This window comes from Streptomyces endophyticus, from assembly GCF_035798155.1.
Taxonomy (GTDB): Bacteria; Actinomycetota; Actinomycetes; order Streptomycetales; family Streptomycetaceae; genus Streptomyces; species Streptomyces endophyticus.
This window is the reverse complement of sequence record NZ_JAOZYC010000122.1, coordinates 227,776-242,423: the sequence shown is the minus strand read 5'-3', so window position 1 is coordinate 242,423 and position 14,648 is coordinate 227,776. Positions and strand designations below refer to the sequence as shown.

At 71.6% G+C, this 14,648-nt stretch carries 11 protein-coding genes; 6 read left to right on the top strand and 5 right to left on the bottom strand.

The window, feature by feature from the left end; translation table 11 throughout:
- Positions 1-166: 166 nt before the first annotated feature.
- The 3 genes from OKJ99_RS19605 (at position 167) to OKJ99_RS19595 (ending at position 5,193) form a co-directional block, all read left to right on the top strand.
- Positions 167-2,152, top strand: coding sequence for a Xaa-Pro dipeptidyl-peptidase (locus tag OKJ99_RS19605; RefSeq protein ID WP_326018034.1), 1,986 nt, complete (start codon positions 167-169; stop codon positions 2,150-2,152).
- The gene (locus OKJ99_RS19600) at positions 2,149-3,438 is read left to right on the top strand and encodes a M14 family metallopeptidase (protein ID WP_326018032.1); all 1,290 of its coding nucleotides are present in this window, start codon (positions 2,149-2,151) and stop codon (positions 3,436-3,438) included. The genes OKJ99_RS19605 and OKJ99_RS19600 overlap by 4 nt, the downstream gene beginning before the upstream one ends.
- Before the next feature lie 126 nt (positions 3,439-3,564).
- Complete coding sequence (locus OKJ99_RS19595; protein WP_326018161.1) at positions 3,565-5,193, top strand: BCCT family transporter; 1,629 nt, start codon at positions 3,565-3,567, stop codon at positions 5,191-5,193.
- An 83-nt stretch (positions 5,194-5,276) separates the two neighbouring features.
- On the opposite strand, the gene OKJ99_RS19590 is transcribed toward OKJ99_RS19595, so the two are convergent.
- A complete protein-coding gene (locus OKJ99_RS19590; RefSeq protein WP_326018030.1) occupies positions 5,277-6,218 on the bottom strand; it encodes an NAD(P)/FAD-dependent oxidoreductase in 942 nt (313 codons plus the stop codon).
- A 75-nt stretch (positions 6,219-6,293) separates the two neighbouring features.
- On the opposite strand from OKJ99_RS19590, the gene OKJ99_RS19585 reads away from it, so the two are divergent.
- Both OKJ99_RS19585 and OKJ99_RS19580 read left to right on the top strand, forming a co-directional pair.
- Entirely contained in the window at positions 6,294-7,343 is a 1,050-nt protein-coding gene (locus OKJ99_RS19585) for an oxidoreductase (RefSeq protein ID WP_326018029.1), read from the top strand.
- Between the two features lie 218 nt (positions 7,344-7,561).
- Positions 7,562-9,199, top strand: a complete 1,638-nt coding sequence (locus OKJ99_RS19580) for an ABC-F family ATP-binding cassette domain-containing protein (protein ID WP_326018027.1) — start codon at positions 7,562-7,564, stop codon at positions 9,197-9,199.
- An 11-nt stretch (positions 9,200-9,210) separates the two neighbouring features.
- Here the strand turns inward: OKJ99_RS19580 and OKJ99_RS19575 are convergent, their stop codons facing one another.
- The 4 genes from OKJ99_RS19575 to OKJ99_RS19560 all read right to left on the bottom strand — a co-directional run bounded on the left by OKJ99_RS19575 (position 9,211) and on the right by OKJ99_RS19560 (position 13,563).
- Positions 9,211-9,795 (bottom strand): DinB family protein, encoded by a 585-nt coding sequence (locus OKJ99_RS19575; RefSeq protein ID WP_326018160.1) that lies wholly within the window; start codon positions 9,793-9,795, stop codon positions 9,211-9,213.
- A gap of 110 nt (positions 9,796-9,905) precedes the next feature.
- Entirely contained in the window at positions 9,906-12,398 is a 2,493-nt protein-coding gene (locus OKJ99_RS19570; RefSeq protein ID WP_326018025.1) for a Tex family protein, read from the bottom strand.
- Between the two features lie 77 nt (positions 12,399-12,475).
- A complete protein-coding gene (locus tag OKJ99_RS19565; protein ID WP_326018023.1) occupies positions 12,476-12,607 on the bottom strand; it encodes an LPFR motif small protein in 132 nt (43 codons plus the stop codon).
- Between the two features lie 80 nt (positions 12,608-12,687).
- Complete coding sequence (locus OKJ99_RS19560; protein ID WP_326018021.1) at positions 12,688-13,563, bottom strand: SCO6745 family protein; 876 nt, start codon at positions 13,561-13,563, stop codon at positions 12,688-12,690.
- Positions 13,564-13,678: 115 nt separating this feature from the next.
- On the opposite strand from OKJ99_RS19560, the gene OKJ99_RS19555 reads away from it, so the two are divergent.
- The gene (locus tag OKJ99_RS19555; RefSeq protein WP_326018019.1) at positions 13,679-14,623 is read left to right on the top strand and encodes a GlxA family transcriptional regulator; all 945 of its coding nucleotides are present in this window, start codon (positions 13,679-13,681) and stop codon (positions 14,621-14,623) included.
- Positions 14,624-14,648: the final 25 nt, after the last annotated feature.

Sequence of the window (14,648 nt, the reverse complement as noted above, 5' to 3'; positions counted from 1 at the left end):
GCCGACACAGCGACCCTATTCAGCACCTCGCGCCCCGGTCATGTCCATGGCCGCTTCAGCCACACGATCGTCATCTGGCCGACATGTGCCTTTCGGTCCCATGGACCTGTCCTCCGCGCCTGCGGCCCTCTGTCGCAAGCCAATTGACCGGTGTACCTTCCGCGCCATGCCGATACCTGTCAGACGCAGCCACCACAGACCGCACCGCTTGAGAGCCCTCGCGGTCACGGTCGTCACCGCCCTGCTGTCCGCACTCATCGGGGCAGGCGCCACCGCGTCGGCCGCCCCCGCCAGGCCGACCGAGTCCAAGCCCGTCTACTCCTACGCCGACGCCGTCCGCGAGTCCGTCTGGGTCGACACCCGGCTCGACGGGGACGACAACGGGAAGACCGACCGGGTCGCCGTCGACATCGTCCGCCCGCGCGAACCCGCCGCCCAGGGCCGCAAGGTCCCCGTGATCATGGACGCCAGCCCGTACTACTCCTGCTGCGGGCGCGGCAACGAGAGCCAGAAGAAGACGTACGACGCCAACGGGAACGTCGTACAGATGCCGCTCTTCTACGACAACTACTTCGTGCCCCGCGGCTACGCGTTCGTCGGCGTCGACCTGCTCGGCACCAACCGCTCCGACGGCTGTGCCGACGTCGGCGGGGCCTACGACATCGGCAGCGCGAAGGCCGTCGTCGACTGGCTCAACGGCCGCGCCAAGGGCTACACCACCCGCACAGGCGGCGAACGCGCCAAGGCGGACTGGACCAACGGCCGCACCGGCATGATCGGCAAGAGCTACGACGGCACCGTCGCCAACGGCGTCGCCGCGACCGGCGTCGAGGGCCTGGAGACCATCGTGCCGATCGGCGGAATCTCCTCCTGGTACGACTACTACTTCCAACAGGGCGCCCCGCTCTACGACTCGGGCCCCGAGTGGCTGTCCGACTACGTCGAGAGCCCGGAGGCACGGGCCCGCTGCGCCGCCGTACAGAAACGACTTGTCGACGAAGCGCCGAGAACCGGTGACTGGACCGGGCTCTGGCAGGAGCGCGACTACGTCAAGGACGCCGACCGCGTGAAGGCCAGCGTCTTCGTCGTGCACGGCATGCAGGACCTGAACGTCCGTGCCAAGCACTTCGGCCAGTGGTGGGACGCCCTCGCCAAGAACGGTGTCGACCGCAAGATCTGGCTCGCGCAGACCGGCCACGTCGACCCCTTCGACTTCCGCCGCGGCGCCTGGGTCGACACCCTGCACCGCTGGTTCGACCACGAACTCCTCGGCTACTCCAACGGAATCGACCGCGAGCCGATGGCCGACATCGAGCGCGCCCCCGACCGCTGGACCACCGACAAGGTGTGGCCGCCGCGCACCACCCAGACCGCCGCGCTGCGTCCCGCCAAGGGCGACAAGGCGGGCGTCGGGGCGCTGGGCCTCAAGACCGGCTCAGGCACCGAGACCTTCACCGACGACCCGGCGCTCGGCGAACTCGACTGGGCCGAGAAGATCCAGCAACCGACCGCGGAGAAGGCCGGGTTCCTCAGCCGCCCGCTGACCAAGGACCTGCGCCTGTCCGGCTCCTCCAAGGTGACGGTCACCGCGACCCCGACGACGTCCAGCGCCCACCTGAGCGCCGTCCTCGTCGACCTCGGCCCCGCCACGATCCGCGACTACGCGGGCGCGGGCGAAGGCATCACGACCGGCACCGACCGCAGTTGCTGGGGGCCGAGCACCACCGGCGACAGCTCCTGCTTCCTGACCACGCCGACCGCGACCACCGACGTCAACTCGACGGTGTTCAGCCGCGGATGGGCCGACCTCGGCACCGCCACGAACCCGGAGCACGGCTCCGCGCTCACGCCCGGCAAGCCCTATAGCCTCACGATCGACCTCGCCGCGAGCGACCACGTCGTACCGAAGGGGCACCGGCTCGCCCTGATCGTGGCCGGCACCGACAAGGACCTGATCGACCCCCCGTCCACCAAGCCGACCCTCTCCCTCGACCTGGCCCGCACCGCGGCCCGCGTCCCCGTCGTCGGTGGCGCAGGCGCCTTCGCGGCCGCCACTTCCGGCTCCGCCACCGCCACTCCGCGATCGCCCGCGGCCGACGGTGTCCGCCCGTACCGCCTCGACCGCCCAGTACCGGGAGGCAGCACCCGATGAGAGCACGTCCCCGCACCCTCGCCCTGGCAGCCGCCGTCGCCGCGCTCGCCGCGCCCCTCGTGGTGGCGGCGCCGGCCGGCGCGCACGGCGGAGCCACCCCGCCCCGCACCGGCTTCGAGGAGACCGACGGCGCCCGCTGGACCACCCAGCCAGAGGAGAAGCAGCTCCTCACCACGGTCGACAAGGCCTCCGACCGCGTCTCCGTCTCCCGCATCGGCGAGACGAAACAGGGCCGCCCGCTGAACCTCGTCCGCATCGGACAGCAGCGCACCGCCAACACCGTCCTGCTGATCTGCTCCCAGCACGGCGACGAACCCTCGGGCCGCGAGGCCTGCCTGACGAAGATCCGCGACCTCGCCTACACCAAGGACAAGGCGACCCAGCGCTTCCTGTCCCGTACGACGCTCCTCGTCGTGCCCACCGCCAACCCCGACGGCAACGCCGCCGACACCCGCGGCAACTCCGACGGCATCGACATCAACCGCGACCACATCGCCCTCAAGACCGCCGAGGCGCGGGCGATGGCCGCCGTCATCCGCGACCGGCGGCCCGACGTCATCTACGACCTGCACGAGTACGGGGCCACCCCCAAGTACTACGACAAGGACCTGTTCGACCTCTGGCCGCGCAACCTCAACACCGACCCCGCCGTGCACGACCAGGCCGAGTCGCTCTCCCTCGACCACGTGCGTCCCGCCGCGGGCGACGCCGGGTACTCCACGGGCACGTACGGCATCTGGACCGACCCGGAGACCGGCGAGCCGGTCAAGCAGACCGCGGGGGACGGGCAGGAGCGGATCCTGCGCAACGTCTCCGGCGTCAAGAACTCCGTCGGGCTGCTCATCGAGAGCCGCGTCGACCCCGGTACCCCCGCGGAGGAGGCCGACCCGGCGCTGGTCAACCAGCGGCGCCGCGACTCCCAACTCGCCGCGCTCGGCGGCCTGTTCCGGTACACGTCCGAGAACCGGGGCGCGATCGAGGCCGCCACCACGGCCGCCCGAGCCAAGGGCTTCACGGACCGCGGGCCGATCTACCTCGGTGGCGCCGACAACGACCCCGCGGAAGCCGCGGAGGTCATCAAGGATCCACCGTGCGGCTACCGGCTGAACGCGACGCAATACGCCGAATTCAAAGACGAATTGGCGCTGCACGGCATCACCGTCCAAAAGTCCGGCGGTGGGGCCTTCGTGCCCCTGCGGCAGTCTCAACGAGCCCTGGTCGCACTGCTCCTCGACGCGCGTGCGGCCTACCACCTGACGGAAGGGGAGCCCGACACACGCTGTTGATCGGGTTACGGGAGTGTCAGGTGTGGTAGGTCGTAGTGGGTGACAAGCCCTCAGAAACCAACCAGCGATACTCCCGTCCCCGAGGAGGGAGCGACCGGCGAGCAGAGCCCCGCCACGGACCGGATCGTGTTCGGCGTCACCGCCGTGCTCACTCTGGCCTTCGTGGTCTGGGGCGCCACCGCCACAGACAGCCTGGAGAGCGTCTCCGACACGCTGCTCAACGGCCTGATGCACAACGGCGGTTGGGCGTTCGTACTCGCCGCGACCGGCTTCGTCGTCTTCGCGCTGTGGCTCGCCATGAGCCGCTACGGGAAGATCCCCCTTGGCAAGGAGGGCGAGGAGCCGGAGTTCCGTACGGTCTCCTGGATCGCGATGATGTTCAGCGCGGGCATGGGCATCGGCCTCATGTTCTACGGAGTGAGCGAGCCGCTCGCGCACTTCACGACGCCCCCGCCGGGCACCGACCCGGCCGACTCCGCCGAAGCCATGGAGACCGCCATGGCGACCACCCTGTTCCACTGGACGCTGCACCCGTGGGCGATCTACGCGGTCGTCGGACTCGCCATCGCCTACAGCACGTTCCGGCGCCGCAGGCGGCAGACCATCTCGTCCGTCTTCGTCCCGCTCATCGGCGAGAAGCACGCGTACGGCGCGTGGGGCCGGGTGATCGACATCATCGCGATCTTCGCGACGCTGTTCGGTTCCGCGGCCTCGCTCGGCCTCGGCGCCCTGCAGATCGGGGCGGGGATCGAGGCGGCCGACTGGATGGACAAGGCCAGCACGGGACTGCTCGTCGTGATCATCGCGGTCCTCACCGTCGCGTTCGTCGCCTCCGCCGTCTCCGGTGTGGAGAAGGGCATCCAGTGGCTGTCGAACATCAACATGGTGCTCGCGCTGCTGCTGGCGGTCTTCCTGTTCATCGCGGGCCCGTCGATCCTCCAGCTCGACATGCTGCCGACGTCCCTCGGCGCGTACTTGGACAACTTCCCGCAGATGATCGGCCGTACCGAGGCGTCGAGCGGTAAGGGCGTCGCCGACTGGCTGAGCAGCTGGACGGTCTTCTACTGGGCGTGGTGGATCTCCTGGTCGCCGTTCGTCGGCATGTTCATCGCGCGCATCAGCAAGGGCCGTACGATCCGTCAGTTCGTCGGCGGCGTCATCCTCGTGCCCTCGACCGTCAGCCTGATCTGGTTCGCGGTCTTCGGCACCACGGCGATGAGCCTGAAGGACGACGGGAAGCTGGCCGGGGCGGACACCCCGGAGACCCAGCTCTTCGGCGTGCTGCAGGAGTACCCGATCGCCACGGTCACGGGCCTGCTCGTGATGATCCTCGTCGGCATCTTCTTCGTGTCGGGAGCGGACGCCGCGTCGATCGTGATGGGCACGCTGTCGCAGAAGGGCGCGCTCGAACCCGGCAAGTTCGTCGTCATCTTCTGGGGCGTCGTCACCGGCGCCGTGGCCGCGATCATGCTGATGATCGGCAATGGTTCCGGCGACGCGCTCACAGGACTGCAGAACCTGACGATCCTTGTGGCGGTGCCGTTCGTCATCGTCATGATCGGTATGTGTTGGGCGCTCCTGCGTGACCTGCGTCGCGACCCGCTCATGGTCCGCGGCGAGATGGGCATCGAGGTCGTCGAGCAGGCGGTCGTCGCCGGCCACGAGAAGTACGGCGGCGAGTTCGAGATCCGCATCGGCCCCGGCAGCAGCCTGGAGACCGAGGGCGACCCGATCGGCAAGCACCACGAGGACTGAGACCGTACGTACGGGTGGGGGCGTGGTCCGACACGGACCACGCCCCCACCCGTTTGCCCGCTCGCCCGTTCACCGGGCCCCGGCTATCCGGCCTCGACCAGCTCGGCCGCCTCCTCGGCGCAGCCCCAGGCCACGGTCACCCCGGCGCCGCCGTGCCCGTAGTTGTGCACCAGCACCCGCCCTGCGCCCCTGACCTCGCGCTCGATGCGCACCGCCGGGCGGGCCGGGCGCAGGCCCACGCGGTGGTCGAGGATCCGCGCACCCGCGATCTCGGGGCGCACCGCGGCGCAGCGCTTCACGATCCCCTCGGCGGTGGCCGGGTCCGGCTCCAGGGACCACGCGTCCTCCTCGGCGGTGCCGCCGAGCAGCAGGCGCCCGGGCTGCGGCAGGAAGTACGTCGTCCCGTCGGAGGCGGGGTCGACGGTGGTGAACCACGTGTCGACGCCGGGGTTCTCCACGATCACCAGCTGCCCGCGCACCGGGCGCACGGACTCGTCCGGCACCAGTTCGCGGGCCGCGAGCCCGGTGCAGTTCACGACGGTCGGCGCGGCGTCGAGAGCCTCGTCGAGGGAGGCGACGGTGCGCGCCTCGACGGTGATGTCCGCCTGCGCCAACAGGCCGCGCAGCCACGCCAGATGGGCCGGCATGTCGATCAGCGGGAGACGCGCCGCGAGGCCCTGCGGGGTGTCACGCAGGCCCGCCACCTCCGCGGCCCACGCGCCGAGCCCGTCCAGACGTGAGTCCCCGTGCACGCCGTCGACCAGGCGCACCCCGGTCTCCTCGGGGCGCGCCGCCCACTCCTCGTACCGCCTGAGCGAGCGCAGCGACCACGCGCCCACCTTCGCTATCGGGTCGATCCGGTACGGCCACCACAGCCCGCCCGCGACCGCCGACGTCGTCCGCTCGGCGACGTCCCGCGACCACACGCGCACCGGGCGCCCGCGCCGCGCGAGTTCCAGGGCGGTGGTCATGCCGATGACCCCGCCGCCGACCACGATCACTTCACTGCCGCTGTCACTGATCATCCCTGGACGCTAACGGAAGCCACCGGAATGAGGCATGCAGCGCTCAGGGCGGGCACAGGTGGGGATACTCACCCCATGGCTGCAGAAGACTGCGCGAGCTTCGGCCTGGCACCGGCGATGCGCGCCGGGGGAGTCCTCGCGGACGGCGACTACCAGGTCCACCGGGACTTCGTGGACTTCATCGTCGACGGCCGCCCGCTGCTCTTCCAGCTCTCGGACCTGGACGCCGTGTCCCCGCTCGCGTCCGACATCCCGCCCGCGATCTTCGCGCACCACGTGAAGCGCCTGCTCCTGGAGGCGGAGGCGCCGCTGCCCGGCGGGCGCTGCGTGATCTACGGGTGCCCGGAGTGCGAGGGGATCGAGTGCGGGGCGGTGACGGCGGTCATCGAGCGGGACGGGGAGGGCGACGAGGGCGACGGGGCTTACGTGTGGCGGGACTTCGCCTGGCAGACCGATGAACGGGTCGACCTGGAGCTGAACGGCTACCACGGCATCGGCCCGTTCCGCTTCCGCGCCGGCGAGTACCGGGCCGTGCTCGGCCGGCTGCTGAGCGGCGAGGGCCCGCTCGTGCCGCCGCGCCGCAAGGTGCTGCTGATCGGAGCCCGCGTCGCCGTCCTCGCCCGGCTCGCGGCGGCGCTGCGCACCATCGGCGTCGGCGCGGACATCACGCAGGACGCGTCCGGTGTACCGCCGGAGGAGCTGCGTACGTACGGGGTGGTGGCCTTCGGCCGGGCGGTGGAGGACGGTCAACGGGCGGCGGTACGCGGGGAGTTCGAGCGGGCCGGGGCCGACGTCGCGTACGTGGACGGCCTCGCGCCGATCGTCCCCCTCCTGGTCGCCCAGATCGAGAGCGCGCTGGACCGCGGCCCGCTGGCGCAGCGCCGGCTGACCCGGCTGGTCGCCGCCGACGGCGAGGCGGGCGTGGAGGTCACCTCCACGTGCCGCGTCCGCATCACGGCGTACCGCCTCGACCGCCTCTACCGCGCGCACACGCACGACGTCTTCGACGCGGTCCTGGAGTCCGGCCGCCACCGGATCTCCCTCGACGACAAGGCGACGAGGGGACAGTCCTTCCTGGTGGCACGCACCACGGGGAGCGTGCTGGTGGCACGGATGGAACGGTGACGGTGCCGGAAGGCCCGCCCCTGCCTTGGGCAATCTGCCGCCTTGGGCGGCAGGGTGGGCAAGGCGGCGCCCGGTGCGGCGCAACGAGAACGGCGGGCGCACTCCCCGGTGCAGGCCGAGCCCCCGGTGCGGCGCAACGAGAACGGCGAGCGCCGACCCCGGCACGGCTCAACCACCCGCCGCCGCGCACCGGCACCCCGACTAGGATCACCCCCCTGATGACTGCAACGCTCGTAGCCAAGAACCTCGCCGCGGGACACGGTGACCGCACCCTCTTCGCCGGTCTCGACCTCGTCGTCGCCCCCGGCGACGTGATCGGACTCGTCGGCGCCAACGGAGCCGGAAAGTCCACGCTCCTGCGCCTCCTCGCCGGCCTCACCACCCCCGAGGAGGGCGACGTACGGCTCTCCCCGCCGACCGCCACCGTCGGCCACCTCCCGCAGGAGCCGGACCGCCGCCCCGGCGAGACGATCCGCGAGTTCCTGGCCCGCCGCACCGGCGTGACCGAGGCGCAGCGCACCATGGACGAGGCCACACAGGGCCTCGTCGACGGCGCGCCCGGCGCCGACGACGCGTACGCCACGAGCCTGGAGCGCTGGCTGCACCTGGGCGGCGCCGACCTGGACGAGCGCGCCGAGGACGTCGCGGAACAGCTCGGCCTGGACGTCGGCCTCGACCAGGCTATGACGTCCCTGTCCGGCGGCCAGGCGGCCCGCGCGGGCCTCGCCTCCCTCCTCCTGTCCCGCTACGACGTCTTCCTCCTCGACGAGCCGACCAACGACCTCGACCTGGAGGGGCTGGACCGCCTGGAGGCCTTCGTACGTGGCCTGCGCGCCGGCACCGTCGTCGTCAGCCACGACCGCGAGTTCCTCACCCGTACCGTCACCAAGGTCCTCGAACTCGACCTCGCCCAGCAGGAGATCAACCTCTACGGAGGCGGATACGCCGCCTACCTGGAGGAACGCGAGGTCGCGCGCCGCCACGCGCGCGACGAGTACGAGGAGTTCGCCGACAAGAAGTCGGCCCTGGAGGGCCGCGCCCAAATGCAGCGCACCTGGATGGACAAGGGCGTCAAGAACGCGCGGCGCAAGGCCACCGACAGCGACAAGCTGGGCCGCAAGTTCCGCAGCGAGGCGAGCGAGAAGCAGGCCGCGAAGGCCCGGCAGACGCAGAAGATGATCGAGCGCCTCGACGTCGTGGACGAGCCCCGCAAGGAGTGGGAGCTGCGCATGGAGATCGCGGCCGCACCCCGCTCGGGCGCGGTCGTGGCCTCGCTGCGGGACGCCGAACTACGGCGCGGGGACTTCTCCTTCGGCCCGGTGACGCTCCAGCTCGACTGGGCGGACCGCGTCGCGATCACCGGCGCGAACGGCTCCGGCAAATCCACTCTGCTCGCTACACTGCTCGGCCGCGTCCCCCTGGACTCCGGCCACGCGACGCTGGGCTCTGGGGTGGTCGTCGGCGAAGTGGACCAGGCCCGCGCCCTGTTCCACGGCCCCGAGAAGCTGCTCGAAGCCTTCGGCGCGGCCGTCCCCGCCATGGAACCGGCCGAAGTCCGCACGCTGCTCGCCAAGTTCGGCCTGAAGGCGCACCACGTGCTGCGCCCCGCGGCGACCCTCTCCCCGGGCGAACGCACCCGCGCGGCCCTCGCCCTCCTCCAGGGCCGAGGCGTCAACCTCCTGGTCCTGGACGAGCCGACGAACCACCTCGACCTCCCGGCGATCGAGCAACTGGAGTCGGCCCTGTCGACCTACGAGGGGACCCTGCTGCTCGTCACCCACGACCGCAGGATGCTGGAGGCGGTCCAAACGACGAGGCGCCTCGAAGTGGCCTCAGGCAAGGTGACCGAGGCCTAGCGGCATCGCTTCTAAGCCTTGATCGGTGCGGCCGACCTGGCGGCCTGCTCGATCTTCGCGCGGTGGGCGGCGCGGGCTTCCTCGTCGATCTGCCGCTCGTGTTCGGCGCGCACCCCGGTCCGGCCGTCGAGGCCCTCGCGCAGGATGTCGGCGTGCCCGGTGTGCCGGATGGACTCGCCGAGGACGTGGACCATGATGGCGAACAGGTTCGTGTTGGGACGGGGCTCCGGCCACCACGGCACGTGGCCGGGGGCGTCGAGGGGAAGCTCGTTGATCGTCGCGTCCGCGTGTTCCCACGTGCGCCGGTAGAACCCGACGATCTGATCGCGGGTCTCGTCCGCGGCCGCCCACTGATCGCTGCCGTCGGAGTCCTGCCACCGGGGCAGCGGTTCAGGCGAAGGACGGTCGAAGACCTCGCCGAAGTACCTGGCCTCGACGGTGGCCACGTGCTTGACCAGGCCGAGGAGGTTGGTCCCGGTCGCCGTCAAAGGCCGACGGGCGTCGTATTCGGACAAGCCGTCGAGTTTCCAGAGCAGCGCCTCGCGGTCCCGCCGCAGTCTCCCGTGCAGGTTGTCCTTCGCGAATTCATCGATCATGCGGAGTGAGACTGCCATGGGCCGCTCGTGGCCTCAAGAAACGACCTCGCGGGGAACTGTGCGCCCAGTAACGAACGGGCGCACAGTTCCCCGCGGACAGCCCCGGAGGGCTACGCCAACCCCGCCTTGCGCAGCGCGTCCGCCATCGCCGAGTTCGCCGGCGGAACCGTGGGACGGCCCTTGCCGCCGCCCTTGCCGCCGCCGGATCCACCAGAGCCACCAGAGCCGCCGGATCCGCCAGAGCCGCCGGAACCACCACGGCCGCTGCCCTGCCGAGTCTGCCGCGGCGGCTTGCGGTCGCCGCCCCGGTCCCCGCGGTCGCCACGGTCACTCCGGGCACCGCGCTCGCCCCGTCCGCCGGTCCCGCCGCCGGGGGCCTTCTCGTCGTCGAGGCGCAGCGTCAGCGAGATCCGCTTGCGCGGCACGTCGATGTCGAGGACCTTCACCTTGACGATGTCGCCGGGCTTGACCACATCCCGCGGGTCCTTGACGAACGTCCGGGACAACGCCGAGACGTGCGCGAGCCCGTCCTGGTGCACACCGATGTCGATGAACGCCCCGAAGGCGGCCACATTGGTGACCACGCCCTCCAGGACCATCCCCGGCTCCAGGTCGCCGATCTTCTCGACGCCCTCCTTGAAGGTGGCCGTCTTGAAGGCGGGCCGCGGGTCGCGCCCCGGCTTCTCCAGCTCCTTCAGGATGTCGGTGACGGTCGGCAGACCGAACGTGTCGTCCACGTAGTCGGCCGGCTTGAGCGAGCGCAGCGCCCCCGCGTCACCGACGAGCGAGGCGACCTCGCCGCCCGTCGCCTTCGCCATCCGGCGCACCACCGGGTACGCCTCCGGGTGCACGGACGACGCGTCCAGCGGGTCGTCGCCGCGGATCCGCAGGAAGCCCGCGCACTGCTCGTACGCCTTCGGGCCGAGCCGCGCGACGTCCTTGAGGCCCTTGCGGTTGGTGAACGGGCCGTTGGAGTCGCGGTGCGTCACGATGTTCTCCGCGAGCCCCGCGCCGATGCCGGACACGCGCGCGAGGAGCGGCGCGGAGGCGGTGTTCACGTCCACCCCGACACCGTTCACACAGTCCTCGACGACCGCGTCGAGCGAACGGGAGAGCTTCACCTCGCTCAGGTCGTGCTGGTACTGGCCGACACCGATCGACTTCGGGTCGATCTTCACCAGTTCGGCGAGCGGGTCCTGGAGGCGGCGCGCGATCGACACGGCGCCGCGCAGCGACACGTCCATGTCGGGCAGCTCCTGCGAGGCGAAGGCCGACGCCGAGTACACGGAGGCGCCCGCCTCGCTCACCATCACCTTGGTGAGCTTCAACTCCGGGTGCTTGGTGATGAGTTCACCGGCGAGCTTGTCGGTCTCGCGGGACGCCGTGCCGTTGCCGATCGCGATCAGGTCGACCGCGTGCTCCTTGGAGAGCTTCGCCAGCTTGGCGATCGCCTCGTCCCAGCGGTTGGCCGGGACGTGCGGGTGGATGACGTCGGTGGCGACGACCTTGCCGGTGTCGTCGACGACCGCGACCTTCACGCCCGTACGGAAACCGGGGTCGAGCCCCAGCGTCGCGCGCGTGCCCGCGGGGGCGGCGAGCAGCAGGTCGCGCAGGTTCGACGCGAACACCTTGACCGCCTCGTCCTCGGCGGCCGTGCGCAACCGGGTGCGCAGGTCGAGGCCGAGGTGCACCAGGATGCGCGTGCGCCAGGCCCAACGGACCGTGTCCTGGAGCCACTTGTCGCCCGGACGGCCCTGGTTGGTGACCCCGAAGCGGCCGGCGATGATCGGCTCGTACGACGAGGAGGCCGTCGCGGCCGGGGCGTCGGCGTCCGCGGCCGGCTCCTCCGGCTCCAGGACGAGCTCCAGCACGTCCTCCTTCTCGCCGCGCAGCATCGCCAGGACACGGTGCGAGGGCAGGTCGGTGAAGGGCTCCGCGAAGTCGAAGTAGTCGGCGAACTTGGCGCCCGCCTCCTCCTTGCCGGACTTCACCTTCGCCGCGAGCCGGCCGCGCCCCCACATGCGCTCGCGCAGCTCGCCGATCAGGTCGGCGTCCTCGGAGAAGCGCTCCGTGAGGATCGCGCGGGCCCCGTCGAGCGCGGCCTGCGCGTCGGCGACGCCCTTCTCGGCGTCCACGAACGCGGCCGCGGCGGCCTGCGGCTCCACCGTCGGGTCGCCGAGCAGCCCCTCCGCCAGCGGTTCGAGCCCCGCCTCGCGCGCGATCTGCGCCTTCGTGCGGCGCTTGGGCTTGAAGGGCAGATAGATGTCCTCCAGGCGCGCCTTGGTGTCGGCGGCGCGGATCCGCGCCTCCAACTCCTCGGTCAGCTTGCCCTGCTCGCGCACCGAGTCGAGGACGGCGGTGCGCCGCTCCTCCAGTTCGCGCAGATACCGCAGCCGCTCTTCCAGGGTGCGCAGCTGGGCATCGTCGAGGGACTCCGTCGCCTCCTTGCGGTAGCGGGCGATGAAGGGCACGGTCGAGCCGCCGTCGAGCAGCTCGACCGCGGACTTCACCTGCCGCTCCCGTACGCCTAGTTCCTCGGCAATCCTGCTCTCGATGGATCCGAACCCGGATCCAGCAGTGGTGCCAACTGTGGGTGTCGCCACGATCCCGTACCGCCTATGTCGAATGAGGTTGCGCCGCAATTGTGGCAGGTGGCACCGACACTAGGGGATCAGGGAGGTCAGGCACGATGCGTACGGCCGGACCGGGAGGCGCCGCCGAACAGCCGCGCGAGCACCCGGAACGGCAAGGTCACGACGGTGGCGATGGCGCCGCCGATCTGGCGCAGAATGTCAGCGATTGCGCGGAACATGCAGGTTTCCTCTCTCGTGTGTCCCGACCGCGAACAAGCGGCCGGAACACCCGAGTACCGCGCAACGCGCCGCTCAGACCTCAGGCAGCCTTGCCGATCAGGTCGGCGGGGAAGGCGCCGTTGCCGAGCGCCGCGCCGATGAACTTCGTCGCCAGCTCGGTGAGCCGGGCGACGCCGGTCTCGCCGAGGTGCGCGTAGGGGGCGCGGTCGAGCGCGTCGGTCCGGTGCTCGATCTCGGCGCGCAGCGTCACGCCCTGCTCGGTGAGCGTCAACTCCTCTTCGGCGGTGAGCAGTCCACGCGCGCGAAGCCGCTCGGCGGCCGCGTCGTACTCGGACCTGTCCCAGCCGCGCGTGGCGAGCAGCCACTTCGGGGCCATGCCCTTGCCGGTCGCGACGTGGCTCACGAGGGCCTCGACCGGGTCGAGTTCGGCGCCGAGCAGCGCCGCGATGTGGCCGTCGCCGCGGTGCTCGCGCAGCAGCGTCGCGGCGTGCCAGTACGCCATGTGCGGCGCCTCCGGCACGTCGAGGTCGGCGTGGGCGGCGTACAGGGGGCGGGCGTGCCGGGTGCACGCCTCGGTGGCGCGCAGGGCGAGCTCGGCGGCCTCGGCCATCTCCTGGGAGGCGAGCGCCTCCTCGCCGAGCAGGCGGCGCAGCGTCGAGTCGACGGCACGCGCGCGTGCGGCGAGCACGGCCTCCGGAGAGGCGGCCTCCCACACGGCCGGTACGTGCCGGGCCACCAGCTCGTGCTTGAAGTTGTAGAAGGTGGCGCTCACGGTCCCGGCTCCGACGGCCCCCATGGGCGCGGAGCGCGCCGCGAGGTAGGCGGCGCCGGAGTCGGCCACGCCTATGGCGGCCAGTTCCTTGCCGAGGTCGGGCGAGAAGTAGTGCGTCGAGTGGAACGGGTTGAGCACGTTGTGACAGTGGCGGGCGGCGCGGAGGCGGGGGTCCGAAGTCATGCGGCTACGTTACCGACCGGTCGGTACGGATGGCAGTACCGGGCGTCCGTCGATGGCAGGAAAGGTGGGGAACTCGTCATTGCGGCCATCAGGCGGGCGCCGAAGAATGAGCCGCATGCCGCCGCGTACCGTCCTGGTCCTCCTCTTCGACCACGTGCAGAGCCTCGATGTCACGGGCCCCGTGGAGGTCTTCTCCGGCGCGGGCGACGCCTACCGGGTGCGCACCGCCTCGCCCGACGGCGCCCCGGTCCGCACGTCGAGCGGCCTGACCCTGACGCCGGACCACGCCCTCGCTGACGCGCCCTCGGCGGACACGCTCCTGGTCCCCGGCGGCGAGGGCACGCGCGACCCGGACCCGCGCCTCGTCGCCTGGCTGCGCGAGCGCGCCCCGCACGCCCGCCGCACCGTCTCGGTGTGCACCGGCGCGTTCCTGCTGGCGCGGGCGGGGCTCCTGGACGGCCGCCGGGCCACCACGCACTGGGCGTTCTGCGACACCCTCGCCCGCCAGTACCCCGAGGTGGCCGTGGACCCCGACCCCGTCTACGTACGGGACGGCCGGCTGGCGACATCGGCGGGGGTGACCGCGGGCATCGACCTCGCGCTCGCCCTGGTCGAGGAGGACCACGGCAGGGATGTGGCGCTGCGGATCGCCCGCGCCCTCGTCGTGTTCCTCCGACGCCCGGGGAACCAGGCCCAGTTCAGCACCCAGCTCGCCGCCCAGACGGCCACCAGGCAGCCGCTCGGTGAGGTGCAGCGGTGGATCGCCGAACACCCCGGGGCCGACCTCTGCGTCGAGGCGCTCGCGGCCCGCGCACGGCTCTCCCCGCGCCACTTCGCGCGCGCCTTCCGCACGGAGACGGGCCTGACGCCCGGCCGGTACGTCGAGCGCGTCCGCGTGGAACACGCCCGTCGCCTCTTGGAGGACACGAAGGGCGGCGTCGAGGAGATCTCCCGGTCGAGCGGTTACGGCACCCCGGAGGCGATGCGCCGCGCCTTCCTCAAGACCCTCGGCACTTCACCGGCCGAGTACCGGCGCCGGTTCCACGCACCACTGGGCTGAACACCGCCCAGCCGACACGTCAGAA